We start from the raw sequence: 18852 nt of genomic DNA on the forward strand, positions 1-18852 counted from the left end.
TTATTATTTATTTTTTACACAGGTTATTTATAATCGTCCAACAAGATTCAATCACCTTTGCAGGTCCCACTTCTTTTTGAATTTCAGCAAAGGCATTTCAACTAACCTGAAAGATAATTCAGCAAACAGTAAAGAAACCACAATACGGAGCAGCGATATAATGATAAAATTACCACCGCTGTTGTGTACCCTGAAATGTTCAAATACTGCAAAAATAACATAGTGGTAAACATAGATTCCGTATGATCTTGTTCCCAGCCATTTAAGGACCTTGTTAGAGAACAAAAAATGCCCCGGGCTTTTTATGGCTATAAATATTGCTCCCGCACAAAAAACATCTAACAATAAAAAGCCGCCGTTACGAAAAATAAAACCACCGGTCAACAATACAAGAAAACAGCTAAAAACAACAACGCATCCGGCAATCAGCCAGTTACGGAGTTTATTGTTCAGCGAAAAGTTTTTAAAAGCTGTTGTTGACATCGCGACCGCCAAAAGTGCCCCTGTTAAAATGCTATCAACACTGCAAAGGGTAAAACGCAGAGGGTCAATAATCAGCAAGCCGCCATAAAATGAAGTTTCAAAATGGCCCTGCCAAAACCGGTATACAGATACAATCAAAATCAATGTTAAAAGAACCTTTATCTGATTTCGTCGCGAAAATTTGAATAAAAAGAAGGAGGTAATTAACGGCCAGAAAAGGTAAAAATGCTCTTCAACAGATAAAGACCAGAGATGTACTAAATGCCCTGAAACTTTTTCAGGAAGCAGATTAATAAAATAAAATAAAGCTGCTATTGTAGCAAATGATTGATTAGATCCTGAATTACTAACTTCATTATACGACCAAAAAACATTAGCTAATATGATACAAATCAGTAAAGGAGGAAAAAGCCTCAAAGCCCGGCGAAGATAAAAACGCCAGATTGATATTTTACCATAGGCGGCTGACTCGGCTTGCAACAACGAAGTTATTATAAAGCCGCTTAATACAAAAAAAAGCTCAACACCTACCAATCCGCCTTTAATAACGCCATAGGTCATGTGGGTTAGTAAAACAAACAGTACAGCAAGTCCCCTTATATTGTCTAAAGCCGGAATATAATGAAAAGCTTTTCCTGGTGGTTTCTTTGAATGATTAACATCAATAACTATTTGCTGCGAACCAATCCCGGGTTTATCAATTATTTGATAATCAATATCTAATGGCATAAAATATAGGTAGGCCATAAAGATAATTAAATAATGTTACCATAAAAGTCAAACTCAAAATAGTTAACAGTCCAGCCCAATAACGCTTACTCCGTTTTTACAGGGTTATTATATGGCTCAACCAATAGCCTGATCTGATCCTTACCCAGCAATGCTGCATTAAATTCAATCCTGATATCTTTTGATTCGCCTTTCATCAGCGAAAAATAGTTATCATTCATTATAGCCGGTAAAATCTGCTCACCCGTGCTGGCTTTTGTGGCTTGAACACGAATGGCAAAAGCAGCTGTGTTTGATGATGCCGGATTGGTGATCTTAGCATCTACATAATACCGGCCGTCAATTTGTTTTATAGCCGATGATACTTTCAGGTTAACCTTTGGCAGTTGGTTAAGCGCTGTAAAATCTGTGCGTTTATTACCTCTCCAGTAAAAATTATCTGATACCAGCTTTCCGGTTTTATCCACCAGTTTTAATTTGATAAAATGAACGTCGGTAAGTCCGTTGCTTTTTGGCGCACCGCCGTACACTTCAAAATCCCAAAGCGAATAGCCCCAGCCCGAACCTCGCTGCTGCCCGTACATACGCACGCAGCGACCTTTAACCTCATCAAAAGTGATTTGCTGTATACCTGCATGGCCGTCGCCGCTTTCATAAACATCCTTCCAGTTTTTAGCATCGTCAGATACCTGGATCCTGAAAGCTTTACCGTAGGCTTCCTCCCAGTTTAGTTTTACACCGTTAACCTCCTGCTCCTTACCCAGGTCAATATAAATCCATTCGGCATCGCTGGAGTTACTGGCCCAACGACTTCCCGGATTGCCATCGGTTACAGAAGCGGCCTCGCCCAAGGTGGTTGATGAAGCAAAAGCAGGTTTATTTAAAGCGAGGTTTTCACGGTTATCGGCAAACGCCATGGTGAAACAGTTTAATGCTGTATTTGATGGCGCATCAATGGTTTTTGACAGGCTGTATTGTTTCACCATTTGCCCGTCGCTGTTATAAACATCGGCATAAGCGGCAAGGTCATTTTCGTCCGTACGGGTGGTATTGATCACTTTAATGGTATTATTTACCGGGTTCCATTGAATGTGAAGCGGCTCGCAAGCTTTTTTTGCGCCCCAGTAAGCACCCGTGAGGTCATAATAATAATCATAAGTTTGCCATACCAGTGATGGATAGGCCGACTGGCTCATCCAGGTCATGATACCCGATGCATCTTCCCAGATGTTATCTTCCCAGCCCTCGTACATTGCCTTATTGGTTTCTATATTTAACAACTGCGCTTTACGGCAATAGTCCTCAATACCCGAAGCTGCACCATAGCGGTTTTTAATGCCATCATCATACCTGTCGGGCCCGGCATTACCGGCAGAGGGGCCAAAAAAGTGCAGGTTCCACATTTCATTGCGCGGCCACCATTTATCCTTCGGTATAAATTTTTTAAAGCTGTCGAAATTGGTGAATACGGCTGTACCTATCTCGCTGCGTAGTCCCCAGCCCTGGTTGCCGCCAAAGCCATTAGGAAAACGACTGAAATACCAGCGCGGGTCAAAATTTGTCCATGGCCCGCTACCTGTCAAGTTGCCGGCATGCGAATTGGGCTGATAATATCTGTCGTTACCATCATAAGCGCTGATATCTTCGCGGAGCCAGTTATTGAGCGGCGGTAAAGGCTCACCTTCATTATCACCACACCATATGGCAATTGAAGGATGGTTCCTGAACCGTTTTATTTTTTCGATGGCATTGGCGTTAAAGGTATTTACATCATTAGGCAGGTTTGGGATAGAGTTAAGCCAGAAATCGTCCCAGATCATGATGCCATACTTATCACAGGCGTCATAAAATTCCTCGTCCGTGGTCGAGCCTATCCAGTTGCGGATAATGTTAAAGTTCATTTCCTTATGCAGGCGCACTTTGGTATCATATTCATCTCCGCGGCAGCGCAGCATGTACTCGGCCATGCCCCAGTTACCGCCTTTTAAAAACACTTTGGTGCCGTTCACATACACATGCAATACATGCCCAACGGTATCATAGCTGTATTTTTTTACGCCGAATTTGATTTGTTTACTATCAGACACCTCGTCGCCTAATTTAAGGCTTAGTTTACAGGTGTATAGGTTAGCTTCACCGTAACCATTAGGCCACCAAAGCTTTGGGCTGTTGATCACCAACTGCGAAAAATGTTTTGGATCGATTTTTATCTCTGCATTGCTATTGGCTCCGACAAATACTTTTTGGGTAAACTGAATGTTTCCGGGATTAATAACGCCGGTTAAAGTACCTGTTTGAAAAACATCCGTACTATTCTTCACCCCCAGCGAAACCGAAACCTCAGCGCGGGCCGTGGTAGGTACCTCGGTGCGGATCCAGGGATCATTAATAGTAAGACTGCCAGTGTTAGTAAGATAAACATCATCGGTAATACCACTGTTAAGGCCCGGCACATAAGGCATCCAATCCCAGCTGGCGCTGGGAATATAGGTTGGGCTGGCATAATTTACCAGCGGATTTAGCGGACAATAAACCAACACAGCTAACGTATTTGCCCCTGCTTTATTAACCGATCTGGTTACATCATAAATGCCGCGTTGCATAAAACCATCCAAAGCGCCGATCTTTTTCCCGTTCAGGTAAATCTCTGCCTTGCGGTTAATGCCCTTGAAATTAAGCCAGATCTTTTGTTTGTTAAAACCTGCAGGTATGTTAAACTCCGTACGATACCAGAAATTCCGGTCGTATTTCTTTTTATCAACCTTGTAAATATTATCGCCAAAGTTGGGATCTTTTTCCAAACCGGCAGCCACGTATGATGAAAATACAGTTCCCGGAACAATGGCCTTTACCCAATCGGCAGCAGCGTAACCATTTTTGTAAATGTCAAGGCTATCGGCACCCAGATCGGCCTGGGCTTTCACTTTCCAGGTTACTTGTTTGTTGGTGTTGTTGAGATAAAAGATTTCCTGTGCCGATGTCATGCTAAACATCGACAGCATTGGCACAATTAGAAATGATAACTTTTTTAATTTATAAATTTCGAACATAAAATCGTTTTAGTGGATATACAAATAATTCCTACAACTTAAAAAAAACCGTCATTGCGAGGTACGAAGCAATCCCCGATTTACAGAGCCGCTCTGTGCAGTTCGCGATTGCTTCGTACCTCGCAATGACGGTTTTCATATTCACTTCTAAACAGCTTTTTAATTTTTCATTGCAGTTTTGAGAGTGAAAACGGCCGGTCTTCTGCTGCAAGGCCACGGTTCAGGGCTGGCTTATCACCCATTTCAAAATGGAGGATGCCCCCGTTCATAATATCAGCCTGAGTGATCCAGTTGTGCGTATAAGGCTTGCCATTAAGCGTTGCCGACTGGATGTATACATTTTGCTGGCTGTTATTATTAGCTTCAATCACGAACTTTTTACCATTCTCCAGCGATATGGTCATTTTTTTAAACAACGGACTGCCAATCACATATTGATCAGTACCGGGGCAAACGCTGTAAAATCCTGCCGCACTCAACACAAACCATGACGACATCTGGCCTTCATCCTCATCGCCGGGATAGCCGTTTTCGCCGGCATTGTACATTTTGTCCATTACATCGCGCAAATGCTGCTGTGCTTTCCAGGGCTGGCCTGCATAGTTGTACATGTAAAGCAAGTGGTGAATAGGTTCATTGCCCTGCGCATACTGCCCCATTTTAAAGGCGGCCATTTCTGTCATTTCATGGATCACCTGCCCGTACCCTCCTACCTTGATGGTGCCCGGCTCGGTAAATACCGAATCAATTTTGGCAGTAAAATTTTTCTCTCCTCCCATAAGGTTTATCAAACCCTGTGTGTCCTGAAAAACAGACCAGGTCCAGTGCCAGGCATTGCCCTCGGTGTAGGGCCCGCCCCAATCCATCGGATCAAAAGGCTCTATCCAGTTGCCCTGCGCATCTTTGGAGCGCATGAAACGCGTTTTGGGATCAAACAGGTTTTTATAATTGTACATCTGCCGTGCAAAAACATCTTCATAAAATTTATTACCGGTGAGCTTTGCCAACTGATAACCACAAAAATCATCATAAGCAAACTCCAGCGTCCAGGCGGTTGAACCAAGGGTTTGGGGCGTAAAGGGTACATAGCCGTTGGCATAATACTCCTTCCAACCTGGTCGACCGTTAGCACTTCCCCATGGGCCTTTATTGGTGGCCTCATGGTAATAAGCTTCCAGTGCCTTTTTGGGATCGAAAGTGCGGATGCCCTTTACCCAGGCATCTGTTAGCAATGATATGGAATGGTTGCCCAGCATCCCCCCTGTTTCGGCCGGGAACGACCAGGCCGGCAACCAGCCACATTGCTGTTGTGCATCAAGCAGGGCCTGCACCAATTGGCCTTCCATTTTGGGGTGCAATACCGTATTCAACGGAAATTGCGCACGGAAGGTATCCCAGAAACCATTATCGGTATACATATAACCATCATGCACCTTACCATCGTAGGGACTGTAATAGTAAGGCTTGCCGTCTTTTCCGTACTCAAAAAACTGGTGCGAAAATAAGTTTGCATGATAGATACAGGAGTAAAAAGTAGCTTTCTGATCTTCCGTAGCGCCTTCAATGGCCATGCGGCCAAGCAATTGGTTCCACACTTTATCGGCTGCTTTGTGGGTATCATCAAATGATTTATAATTACCCAGTTCGGTTGTCAAAGTGAGCTGGGCTTGCTCCGGGCTAATGTATGACGAGGCTACTTTGGCCTGTACCGTTTCACCATCCTTAAATTTGATGTATGCTCCAATCCCTTCACCCTCCGCGGCTTCATTTTTTGCGTTAAGCGCATTCTTTTTATTTTCCCAGGTGCCGTAATCAGTAAAAGGCTTATCAAAAACAATAACAAAGTAATTCCTGAAATCTTTAGGCGCCCAGCGACAGTTATTCACATAACCCGTTATCTTCCGCTCGGCCGGGATGATCTTTACACCACTCATTTTGGTATAACCATCTAAAACAAGATATGAGGCTTGACCTTTCGGGAATGAAAACCGCAAGTGTGCGCCCCGTTCGGTCGGTGAAATTTCGGTAGTGATATTATTATCAAACTTTACTTTGTAATAGCTGGGTTGGGCTATTTCATTATCATGGCTGAATGTTGCCGCCCGCTCATCCTCCTTTACAACCAGTTTACCCGTAACCGGCATCAGTGAAAACACCGCATAATCATTTACCCATGAACTGCATTGGTGCGACTGCTGAAAACCACGAATGGTATGCTCAAAATACTGATATTTCCATCCATCGCCGTTTTTGCCGGTTTGCGGAGTCCAGGTGTTCATACCAAAAGGCAGCGAAGTAGCCGGATAGGTATTCCCGTACGAAAACTCATATTTGGTATTGGTGCCCTGCCGGGTGTTCACGTATTTAACAAGATTGCTTTCCTGGGCAAACAGATTTCCGGTATAAATAAGCGCTGCGGCGCAAACAAGCGAGCGTATTTTCATGGTTTATAATGAGGTATGGACTGACGAATAAGATCGAATCAATCATAAACAAAAATAAAAAATAAATCGATTTAGCAAATTAAACATTATAGTAATATTATTGCAGGCACTTGGCGTAATTCGCTTTAATTCAAGTGCTCTTATTCAAACTTCACCCTGATAAACCTTGGTCTGTACAAATTGGGATACTTCTTCAGATCGTTTAAAAAATCAACAGAATTAATGTTATAGCTGATCAGCAATTCGCCGGGTTTTGATAAGCTTGGATGAGCCTTGGCGTTATACACCACAAATGTTTTGGCGGTAAGATCGGGCTTGCAATCCCAAAGTTTAATGATGGGACCAAAAGGACCAACCGGGCTTGCACCTATCCTCATCCCCACTGATGTAGTCATCCCCCCTACCTGGAATATCAAAGCATAGCGACCATCAGGCAGCGGACTAAAACTTAACTCATTTGATACGTTGTTAGTTACATTGGCAACCTGCTCCATATCGCTAACCCAGGTTGTACCATTGTAAAAAGTCCATTTGATGTAATTTTCAAAATCTTTTGGCAGTACTCGGGCTACCATCAAATGTTTGGCCATACCACGTACGCCATAAACGTAAATGTAACCATCGGGCTTTGGTGCGCCGGCCTCTTTGGTATTTACATAGATCCCTGCGCCAAACGAACCGCTTTCGCCTTTCTGATCCATCAGGTAAAACGGCGTATCCATTTGCTTCAGATCCTTATAGGGGGGCTTACTTTTAGCCGGGATTTTTATCAGTGTATTGCCAACTTCCCTAAAGCCAAATGCTTCATTGCTTACGTTATGTACTCTATATCCAAAAATGTAGATATCGTTATTCAAGGCCTGATTTACAAAGCCGTCACCCAGCCAGTAATAATCTTTAGCCTCTGTTTTTGGTGTATGCGGAACGAAAATCGGTTCAGCATTTCCTTTAACATTTTTATCCCAGTAAAATTTAATCTGTTTATTTAAGGGTTCATTACCATTAAGTACAGCTACAGCATTATGGATCATGACCGCGCCAGGGGCCATGGTATTATCGCGCACAGCACCTATCATGCTATCGCTAAAAATGAAAAGCACCTTATCTTTGGCTTTCGCCTGGCCGATTTCCTTGCCATTTAAAGGGATGGTATAAATACCGTCGCCACCAAACCAGCCCGAATCTCGCTTCAATAAAGCCGACCATTCCGGCGCAGCTTCAACCTTAAATTTAATATCAGTAAGGTTAACGGTATCGGCTTTTTGGGCAAAGGCTTTATTTGCAGAGACCAGACTTAAACAGGCTAAATAAACAAGGGTAATTCTTTTCATTAATGATGTTATTATAATACAGGTAAATGTTTATGATGATGACTTTTATGCTTAATAAGCACTGTTGCGAAACCGGTTAATCCCCCCATCAGCATTAAAAAACCAATGAAACCGGCCTGGGTAAATGGCAAACCTAAAACATGATAAACCGGGTTTATGCGGATCTGCTCTATCAAAAAACGTTCGGCGCCATTGAGTACAAGATACAGGAAAAACATACAACCGGGCGTAACTATCCGTTTACGAAAAACCCACATCAGCAGGAACATGCCAATACACAATACAACCTCATAAAAAGGTGTGGGATAAACAGAATTAGCCAGCTGGTTGCAGTAATTACCCAAACAACCGGGTATGAACGTACCCGAATTTATAGCGTTATGCGGATAATTGAATGCCCACATCCAATCGGGCAGCCAGCTTAAAAAGCCGGGTTTTAGATGCACATTAACCTTACCCCAATCGCCGTCACCTGCCAGCTGGCAACCAATACGACCAATGCCATAAGCCAGCATCATACCAGGCGAACCAATATCGGCAAGATGTATCAGCTTCATCTTATGCCTATGCCCAATATACAGATAGGTTAGCGCACCAAAGATGAGGCCGCCATAGTAAGCAAAACCGTTGGCCGAAAACAATGTACCTAAAGGATCATACATCAGCCTGCCGAAATGCTCAACAACATCAAACAGTTTAGCACCAATGAAACCGAAAAAAGCTACACTGAAAACAATCAGGCCCATTAATTGGTAAGGGTGTACAGTATACTCGGTTGTTTCCGGTTTGGGCAATGCAAATTTCTTCCTGTCGCTATAAATCCAAAAGACAAATGCTCCACCGATAAGTACGCCGGCTGTTAAGTTTCCCTGTAATGAAATGATATACGCCCGCGGATTTGCAGCAAAAACCTGGTAATTAAAAACAGCCCCGAAAAGTTTAAAGCCGAATAAAAAGCCGGGCAAAAAATTAATGATCATTTCAGCAGATGAGGCGGGCTTTCCAATTACCACTTTTCGTTTAAATGAGCTGATCTTTCCAAGGGCTTCATATCGTTTAAATTCTGAAGTAAAAACCATATAAGACAATAAAAAAGCCATGGCCATGAAGAAACCAAGCGTTTGGATAGGAAACCCAATCCGGATATGGAAGAGATAAAATATCAGATCGCCAATGGTTGGAAACATATTCTAATTTAAAGTTTATCTGCCAAAACAAAGGAAGCCGGCACCACGACACCAGCTCTCTTATGGTTTAATTATTGGTTATTAAAAACCTGCCTGAACCCCCAGGTTAATCACCCGCTGGTTAATGTACGCATCTCCCGCAGTATTGGTAGCAATTTCGGGATCCTGCTGATACTTTTTATAGTTATCAAAAGTTAACAAGTTATAAGCGCTCATATAAATACGGGCATTATTGATCTTGAACGGCAATAGTTTAGTTGGTAATTGATAACCGATATCAACCGTTTTTAAACGAACGTAATGCGCGTTTACTAACCAGTAATCTGAAAAATAAGCCGTAGGGCTATTTACTGAAGTTGGATTGGTACCTAACCTTGGGAATGCGGCATTAACCGAATTTTCGGGCGTCCAGCGTTCCTGGTGTATAGGCTGAAATTGGCTTTGGAACGGTTCGATACCTGTGCCTATAACTGCGAAACTGTAGTTGAATGATCCCTGCAAAAGTACACTTACGCTAAAGCCTTTGTAAACAGCCTGCAGTGATAAGCCAAGGATGGTATTTGGCAGGTTAGGGTTTCCGATTGGTCTTTTGTCGAACACATTAATAACACCATCACCGTTCAGGTCCTGGTATTTCAGATCACCGGGCTGCAGCGGGATGCCGTTATCAGGTATCGGAACCGATTTGCTACCCGAATTAATGGCGGCAATATCAGCAGCAGTGTAGTATCCCAAAAAGTGATAACCATATTGCTGCCCGATTGAATGACCGGTTTGGGCCAGCCATGGGTAAGCCGGAGTAGCTTCATCTTCATACAGGATCTTGTTTTTGGCATATGAAAATACAAAACCAACGTTATACTGCACTTTACCAATGGTGCTGTGATAGCTGATCTGCCCGTCGAGGCCCTGGTTGCGGGTTTTACCGATATTTACTGCAGGTAAGCCAACGCCCAATATTTCGGGTACACTACCCGGGGTGATCAGTTGGTTGTAGCGGATATCATGAAAATAATCGGCTGTGATGGATATTTTATCATTAAATAAGTTGGCATCCAAACCAATGTCTATCTTTTTAGCGCGTTCCCAAACTACAGTCGGGTTACCTAACGAACCTTCGTATATGCTATTATAGCCCTGTGCAGTTTCACCAAAATTGTAGCCGCCGCCCTGGTTATAAACCTGGTTGTATACGTAACGGTTACCGGGTGCTGCATCCGAACCAACCAAACCGTAACTGCCTCTTATTTTTAAGAGACTGAAAACCGGTAAAGCTTTTTCAAAAAACGATTCTTTAGCTATGTTATACCCAAAACTCACTGCCGGAAAAATACCAAAGCGGTGATTGGCTGCAAAACGGTCGGTACCGTTATAGGCTACGTTAAAATCAAACAGGAATTTTTGTTTAAAATCATAACCAACCTTGCCTGATACACCGCGGAATTTTTGTGGTACACCAACCTGCGCCCCATCAAGCAGCGGATAGGTGAAATAGGTTTGCGATGTTTGATTAAACAACAGCAGGCCCGAAAAATGATGCGAACCACGGAACGTTCTGTCGTAATTAGCATAAAGCTGCACGTTGTAGTTGTTGGTACTAATATCGGTGCTTCCAGTTAACGCATAAGTTTGATACACATAGGTAGCACCCGGCCTTAAAGCATATTGATTGGTTGTTGGGTCGTAATGATATGCCGGGATGCCGCCATTAAAGATCTGCTTGGTGAACTGCTCGATGCTTGAATAAGCAACACGACCGGTTACCGAAAGGCCATTGGTTAAATCATCCAGCCGTTGGGTTGCGCCAAAAAGTACGTTAAAATCTGTACGGCGCGAGTGCTGATAACCGCCTGTAGCCAGCCTGGCATTAAGAGTTGGCAGGTGGTCGGGGTTAAATGATGAGTAAGCATATGAATAACTTCCATTAGGGTTAAGATATGGCGCAGTAAAAGGCGTTTCCTTGGTAAAGTTATACACTTCGCTTACAGCGTTCTCGTTGTAGGGCTGATTTAGGTCGGAAAAGCGGGTGGTAATATCCAATCTTAGGTCGAGCGTTTTATTGGCTTTCAGATCGAGGTTTGAGCGAAAGTTATAGCGCTTAAAGTAATAATTGGTATTCACCAAACTTTGCGGATCGGCAAAGTCCCGCACCAAACCATTCTGGTTCAGCGCACCGCCTGAGATGAAATATTTCACCCCGGTTGTACCTCCGGAAATATCAAGGTTGGCATTGGTTTGATAAGTGTATTTCTTAAAAATTTTATTGTACCAATCCACATTGGGGTGACCATATGGGTCGGATCCGTTTTTAAACAAATCCAAATCCTGCTGGGTAAAACTCTGCGGAATGCCATCGTTACGCTGAGCCTCGTTGATAAGCACTGCAGTATTATATGAATCTAAAAATTGCGGAGTTTTGGTTGGCTGCTGGATGCCGCTTTCAACACGCAGGTTTACTTTAGGTGTACCGGCCTTACCGCGGCGGGTGGTTACCACCAATACACCGTTAGCTCCTTTTATACCATAAATAGCCGTGGTTGAAGCGTCCTTCAGTATGGAAATGCTTTCTATCTCATTTACATTGATTTGCTGTAACTGGTCATAGCTGTACTCAATATCATCCACAATAATAAGCGGCTGGTTCCCTGATGGGTTCAATGAGCTTACACCACGGATATAAAAATCGGATGCATCCTTACCCGGCTGCCCCGAAGACTGCTGCGAAAAGAAACCCGGCAGTTTACCGGTCAAAGCATTTTGTACGTTGGCGGTTGGTACGGTACGGATCTCACTTGCTGATATGGAGCTTACCGCACCGGTATTGGTGATACGTTTTCTTGTTCCATACGCAACGACAGCTACTTCATCCAAACCATTGGTATTGGTTTGCAGTATCACATCCATTTTACGTGATTCGGGCACCCGCAATTCGCGTGGGATGTAACCTATAAAACGTATTACAACAGTGTTCGACTGCCCCCTCAGATTTAGGGTAAACTTACCGCTTGCATCGGTCACTGCACCATTGTTAGGCATGCCTTTCTCTATAACCGATACACCCGGCAATACCCCGGTAATATCGCGCACGGTACCGGTTACGGTCCTGCTTTGCGCAAATGATACTGCCGGGAGCAGGATCGTTAATATCTGGAAGAAAAGTAGTATTTTTCTCATAAAGCTTAATTTTTTTGGTTTAACTGACAGAGGTTTGAGACTACCATCCTGGATTTTGTTTCATATTCGGGTTCTTCAAAACCTCGTCATAAGGTATCGGGTACAGGTACATCTTGGGCAATTCAAATTTGGTGGTAAGTGCGTTCACCACGTTGTAAGTAAGGCTGGAACCAATCTTTACAATGCTTATCCCCTTTTGTGGCTGGTTCATAACCGCACCGGCAATTTTCCATCTGCGGATATCAAAATAGCGGTTCTCTTCAAAGGCCATTTCCAGACGTCTTTCGTTTTGAATGATAGCGCGCATTTCATCCTTGGTCATGCCAGCCTTCAGTCCATAATTACCGGTACCGGCATCAATCCCTGCCCTCTTCCTGATACTGATTATTGCATTATAAACATCGGCAGTAGCCCCGGCCGATTCATTGAGTGCTTCGGCATAACCTAAAACCACATCGGCATAGCGTAAGATCTGCCAGTCTATAACATGGGCTGAATAGGCGTTGGTATTTTCAAAATTGCCCATGAATTTGCGCATGTAATAACCTGTTTTGGTTTGCTGTAATGAACCGTTAGGTTTACTGATGCCGCCTTCAAACAATTGCAAATCGGAGTTTAGCCATCTTGTGCCGTTATAAAGCACTGTATAAGTTAAGCGCGGATCACGGTTTATGTAAGGGTTATCCGGGTTATAGCCCGATGCAGGGTCGGTAATAGCCAAACCACTTTTCATAGGATAGGCATCAACCAACTGCTGCGTTGGGCTCGTTTGCCCCTTGCCTACTGCGCCGGTAAATCCCACTGGCCCGTTAGTGGTTTCAATTGATGATGAATTATCAGTTTGGCGGATAAATATATTTTCAGTGCTGTTTTGGGTCAGAAATACATCTTTAAAGCTGGGCAGCAACGAATAAGCATTCAAATCCATCACCGCCTTTTCCGCAGCAGCGGCTTGAGCCCACCTTTCGGCATTGAAATCAGTATAACCTGTAAGCGGATTGGAGGCATCAATATTTTGCCCGTTAAACAACGGACTTGCTGCATACAGCAACACCTTCGCCTTTAAAGCCATGGCCGCACCTTTAGTTGGGCGGTGATAATCGGCATTGGGGTTGCTCAGCGGGGCGGTCATCAGGGTATCCTTAATAGCGTCGCATTCGCTCACGATGTATTTAATACAATCGGCAAAGGAATTGCGGGGCAGGGATACATTATCGGTTATGGTAAATACTTTGTTGCCCAATAATGGAACGCCGCCGTAACGTTTAACCAATTCAAAGTAGTACAACGCTCTTAAAAAACGTGCCTCGCCTTTCCATACATATTTCATGGAGTAGCCGTTGTATTTAGCCATTACCGGCACCACATCGATATTGGTTACAAACTCGTTTGCCTTACGGATCCCCGCATAATAATATGCCCAAAGGTTTTCATCAGAGGGAATAGTGTAGGAGTTGTAAGATGCCGTTGAAAGAATGGTAACCACATTTGATGCACCCGATGCCGACGACATAGCATCATCACTCGCTGCATCAAGATAATCACCGCCTACCCTGTTATGGCCGTTTTGCAGTGCTGCATAAATCCCATAAAGAAACATCTGGGCATTGGTACCCAACGAATCCTTTTTATCAAACACGTAATTGATGGTCACTTTATCAACCGGGAACTGCTCATATTTTTTACAGCCAGCCATTATGGTTAGGATGCCGGCGGCCGCTAAAATTATTTTGTTGAAATTCTTCATGATCGTAATATTTTTATGATGGCCAAAATCAAAGCTTAATGTTAACACCGGCATTTAATACCCGTTGAATTGGGTAAGCAGTGCCATAAACCTCCGGATCAAAATCTTTGTAACCATATAGTGTATACAGGTTTTCGCCATTTACAAACACCCTTAAACCCGATAACCTGAGCTTATGTGCCCACTCATAAGGCAGGTTATAGCCTAACTCGGCATTTTTAAGCCTTACATAATTACCTTTACGCAGGTACAGTGTTGAGTTAGCAGTGTTATTGGCGTTACCCAATGATAAGCGCGGCGCAGTAGCTGTAGCAGCGGTTTCAGGTGTCCAGCGGCCTAAAATGGTTTCGTAAGCTTGTCCGCTGTAGGTAAGCCCGAGGAAACCAACACCGGCAAAGCCATTCACCTGCGAGTTATTGAACATCAGCTCGCGGTTGGCAACACCCTGCAGCAAGAAGCTCAAACTAAAACCTTTATAATTGAACCCTCCCGAAAAGCCGTAATAAACCAGTGGCCGGTTACCGCCAATAGCCGAAACATCAAACTGGTTGATGATGTGATCGCCGTTAAGGTCTTTGTATTTTACATCACCTGCCTGGGCCGTGTAGCCGGTAGTTGTGGCGCTGGTAGCTGCGTCCTGCGCATCTTTAAAATAGCCAATGGCTGTGTAACCATAAATGGCATTGGGTGAGCGGCCGGTATGCCTGAGCCATGGGTAAGGATAAGCCTCTTCATCGCTAAAAATAATTTTAGACGCCTGGATTGATGCATTGCCCGAAATAAAGTAGTTAAAGTTTTGGATATGGTTTTGGTAGGTTAAAGTAAGCTCGCCGCCCTTGTAAAGGTTGATGCCTAAATTTTCGTAAGGATAAGCGGTACCAAGCAAAGCAATGCTGTTACCGCGCACCTGCAGCAGGTTATAATACCTGTCGTGGTAATAATCGCCGGTGATATTGAAATGGTTATTAAACAGGGAGATATCTGTACCGATATCCAGTTTGCGGGCTTTTTCCCAGCGGATATAAGGGTTAGCAAGTGTATTTTCGTAAACTCCCTGTACAGGGCTTTTTGAGGTGCCCGTGCTGTACGAATAGCCATTTGTGGCACCGTAGGTTTGCAAAAAGTTGTAATAGCCGTAATTATCTACGTTGTTATTACCGGTTTTACCATAGGTAGCGCGCCATTTCCAGGCATTTATCCAACTGAAGTTATCTTTAATAAAATCTTCCTTACCCATTTGCCATCCTATGCCACCTGCATAAAACAAACCATATTGGTTGCCCGGCGGGTATCGGTTGTAACCGCTGCTGTTGGCGGCTGCTTCAATAAAGTATTTGCCATCATAATTATAACCTGCTTTTAAAGCGCGGTTTGTTGTTACCTGCGAAAGGTCATAGTTTAACACAACCGAACGTACATCATACAGCGCAATACCGGTTATGTTGCTTTTGCCGAAAGTCCTGTCGTAATTGAATGATGCCTGGGCAAACGAATAGCGGGCGCTTGAAACCGTGCTGAACGAATTGCTTTGCGCAACAGATGAGCCTACTGCCGAATAAGAACTATCGGCATTAAAGGAATAAGCATTGTTTTGCAGGGAGCGGTTTAAAAAGCTTTGCGATGAAAAAGCAAGATTGCCTTTTGCCTTTGCCGATAAGCCCGGAGTTATGCCGCTGAGGTTATAATTCAGGTCGAGGTTGGCCAGTACATCATTGCTGCTGGTACGCTGATAGCCCGAAAATTCAGTTTGCGACAGCAGGTTATTGGTATAAGTGGTTGTACCACCAAATGAATTGTTTGGATTGTAAAGTGGATAAGCATTGTTTGGCAAGCTATAAAGCGTACTCAATATGTTTCCATATCCTGCTCCCGGTTGTGTGCTTTGCTGAATACGACCAAACAATTGCAGGTCGACAGTGAATTTTTTGGTCACGTTAACCGCCAGATCGGAGTTGATGATGTAACGGTTAAGATCATTATTGGTATTGTATGGCACAGACGCCGCCGTTTTGAACATCCCCGCCTGATCAAGATAGTTTAACGAAATGCTGTATCGCGCTACCTGGGTACCACCGTTAACGTTAAGCTTATAACTGGTCATGGGTGAGTTATCGCGAAGGATAGTTTTAAACCAGTTAACATCCGGATGCCTTATAGGGTCGGTATGGTTACGGTAGGCATTAAAGTCGGCGGCGCTGTAAAGAGCAGGTTTGCCGTCGTTCTGTAATGCTTCGTTATATAAGTATGCATACTGATAAGCAGGCAGCGGGTTGGGTAAACCCAAAGACTGCTGAATCCCGCTTTGTGCCGTGAATGAAATATGCGGCGTACCTGGCTGCCCGCGTTTAGTGGTGATCAATAAAGTACCGCGTGAGCTATTGATTCCCAACATAATATTTGAAAGTGCATCTTTTAAAACTGAAACAGATTCGATACTTTCCGGATCAAGCGATGCTATCTCACGCTGAACACCATCAATAATAGTTATCGGCGCTTGTCCCCTTAAAAAAAGGCCAAACTCGCTATTATCATTAGCCGAATAGTTATTGTGCTGTACAACCGCCCCAATAAAATCATTTACAGTTTGCACGCCGGTTTGCGGTGCGGCAAAGCCACTGTATTGCTGGGTGTATAAGCCGGGGAGTTGTCCGGGTAAAGCGTAGGTATATAAAGTTGAAGGTGTAGTAGTAAGCTGGTTGGTATAAATGGTTGATATGGCGCCCACATTTTTTGATGTGCTGATGGTATCATAAAGCGCATTTATGGTTTTAGGCGCTTTTATATAAGTATCAAGAAGCCTTACCGTTAGTTTGGTCGCATTCCGTACAGTAACCTCACGGGCATTATAATTTGCGGCGGTAAAAACCAGTGCATCCCCCTTAGCGGCATTAATGGCAAACACGCCATCTTTACCCGTAGTTAACGCAGTATTTTTCCCTTTATTGATTACCTTAACGCCCTGCAGCGGGTTACCGTACTCATCGAGCACAATACCGCTTACCTGGCCGGGGCGTGCAGGCGCCTCCCTGGTAGTATCCTGCTGTACAGCTGCATAACTGGTTTTGGCCAGCAGCAGCAGCAACAGCGTGATACCTGTTAAGCATTTCTTTATGTAGCAATAAGCCATATTTTTTAGGTTTAAAATTGTTGGCAAAAAATTTAAATATCGTTTTAGCAAATACAGATTGATTAATTGCATCTGCCGTTTAGTTTATTTACTGGTTAACCGCATTTAAATGTGTAGGTGAAGGGGGCGTCTGTATTACCATAGCCTACTTTCTTCTTACCCGTTTTGTCGGTCAGGAAGTACTCCATTCTTGTAATGGTTTGTGCATCACCCGCATTAAAGAATGATCTTGGCCAAAACGTGAGCTGATATTTTTTACTGGTGGCCGTAGTTTGTTTCAGCAGCGTTTTAGTGGTTTGCTCACAAACGTTTATCGTTTTACCATCGCTTGTATAGGCCGTTGCGCACAGGTAAACTTCACTCTCGCCTTTTAAATCGGTTTCGGCAACTGTACCGTCAAAAGTTAAAGTCACAAAATCATTATCCAATGATTTCGGCGGGTCAATAGTAGTAAGCTGTGGGTTGCAGAAGTCAACCAGGTCGCCGCTGCCGCCGGTTACCTCAAAACAGTTACTACCAAGCAACGCACTATAATAGGTACCGTTACCGTCGCTCGTAAAACCGTTGCCACTGTCAGTGATGGTGTAGCCCAGTTTTACCAGCATGTTGTTGTTATCGGCACCAACTTTTATTTTGATGTTAAGGTCAACAATGAACTCCACCCCGCCGGTATGGCTGTACGCCTTATCCGTTTGATAAGCAACCCATTCCATATCGTCGATAAGGTTACCGCCGTTGCCTAATGTTTTTTTCATATAGGCCGGCCAGGTAAGGCCACCGCCATTTTTGGGTAAAGTACCGTCGGGTACCAGGGACATAGTTCCGTTACCCTGTTTACTGGTGTAATTTATAGTAGTATTTTGTGCGGCCTTCCAGCCTTTAGGTACTAAAAAGCCAAAAATGAGGTAATCGGGACCACCATCGCCTGCGGTAGGGATATCGCAGTGAACAGTTATCGGCACAACCGAGCCTACGGTAGCAGTAGCAGGCTGATCAACACTGGTTATCTGCTCGCCGCAGCAGGCCAAAGCAATACCCAGCACCACCAAAGCACACAGCTTCCATAAATTTTTACCTTTTATATGTAGTAAATATGATCTCATAATTTATCTGTTGCTTTTGGTTTATTAATTGGCTTTTTCAAGCACATATACATAGCTGTTATTTGTGCAGCCGGGACTGAATGTTATGCTAAGCTGCCTTTTGCCATTTACTATGGGATAGGTAAAAGCGGTTGAAACCGGTTTATCGCCCGTAGCAGTAAAAGTGATCTTAAAAGGATATTGAGGGTCATCAAGTGCAAAAGCGCCATCCTTGCTTACCAGGAAAGGCAGCTTGTTCACCAGTGTATAGCCTTTATCGGTAAAGTTGATCCGGAACTGGCTGAAATCAATAATAGAGGTTAAGTCGGTACCGTTACGGGTAGCTTTAATTACCCGCCAGTTACCTTTGATATCTTTAGGGGCCTCGCTTCCGGGTACTATTTTTTCGGTTTTACATGATGATAATGCCGTTATCAAGGCAATCATCAGCAGCAGGTAAAACCGTTTTGCTTTGTAATTATATTTCATATCAATATT

10 protein-coding genes are annotated in these 18852 nt (G+C 43.7%); all 10 read right to left on the minus strand.

The genetic code is table 11. The features are described from left to right. Nucleotides 1-51: 51 nt before the first annotated feature. Complete coding sequence (locus ACFFGT_RS28760; protein WP_377025968.1) at nt 52-1230, minus strand: acyltransferase family protein; 1179 nt, start codon at nt 1228-1230, stop codon at nt 52-54. Nucleotides 1231-1298: 68 nt separating this feature from the next. After that, entirely contained in the window at nt 1299-4262 is a 2964-nt protein-coding gene (locus ACFFGT_RS28765; protein WP_377025969.1) for a discoidin domain-containing protein, read from the minus strand. 167 nt (nt 4263-4429) lie between these two features. Further along, entirely contained in the window at nt 4430-6706 is a 2277-nt protein-coding gene (locus ACFFGT_RS28770) for a GH92 family glycosyl hydrolase (RefSeq protein ID WP_377025970.1), read from the minus strand. Between the two features lie 140 nt (nt 6707-6846). Then, nucleotides 6847-8037 carry a DUF5005 domain-containing protein gene (locus ACFFGT_RS28775; RefSeq protein ID WP_377025971.1) on the minus strand — a complete coding sequence of 397 codons (1191 nt, stop codon included), beginning with the start codon at nt 8035-8037 and terminating at the stop codon, nt 6847-6849. 11 nt (nt 8038-8048) lie between these two features. Next, nucleotides 8049-9224, minus strand: coding sequence for a prolipoprotein diacylglyceryl transferase (locus ACFFGT_RS28780; RefSeq protein ID WP_377025972.1), 1176 nt, complete (start codon nt 9222-9224; stop codon nt 8049-8051). Between the two features lie 81 nt (nt 9225-9305). Next, nucleotides 9306-12398: a SusC/RagA family TonB-linked outer membrane protein gene (locus tag ACFFGT_RS28785; RefSeq protein ID WP_377025973.1), complete on the minus strand. Its 3093-nt coding sequence runs from the start codon at nt 12396-12398 to the stop codon at nt 9306-9308. Between the two features lie 40 nt (nt 12399-12438). Then, the gene (locus ACFFGT_RS28790; RefSeq protein ID WP_377025974.1) at nt 12439-14145 is read right to left on the minus strand and encodes a RagB/SusD family nutrient uptake outer membrane protein; all 1707 of its coding nucleotides are present in this window, start codon (nt 14143-14145) and stop codon (nt 12439-12441) included. 28 nt (nt 14146-14173) lie between these two features. Further along, a complete protein-coding gene (locus ACFFGT_RS28795) occupies nt 14174-17272 on the minus strand; it encodes a SusC/RagA family TonB-linked outer membrane protein (protein WP_377025975.1) in 3099 nt (1032 codons plus the stop codon). Nucleotides 17273-17367: 95 nt separating this feature from the next. Further along, nucleotides 17368-18375 (minus strand): DUF4961 domain-containing protein, encoded by a 1008-nt coding sequence (locus ACFFGT_RS28800; protein WP_377025976.1) that lies wholly within the window; start codon nt 18373-18375, stop codon nt 17368-17370. Between the two features lie 24 nt (nt 18376-18399). Continuing rightward, complete coding sequence (locus ACFFGT_RS28805; RefSeq protein ID WP_377025977.1) at nt 18400-18843, minus strand: DUF5004 domain-containing protein; 444 nt, start codon at nt 18841-18843, stop codon at nt 18400-18402. Nucleotides 18844-18852: the final 9 nt, after the last annotated feature.

This window comes from Mucilaginibacter angelicae, from assembly GCF_042434235.1.
GTDB classification, from domain to species: domain Bacteria; phylum Bacteroidota; class Bacteroidia; order Sphingobacteriales; family Sphingobacteriaceae; genus Mucilaginibacter; species Mucilaginibacter angelicae.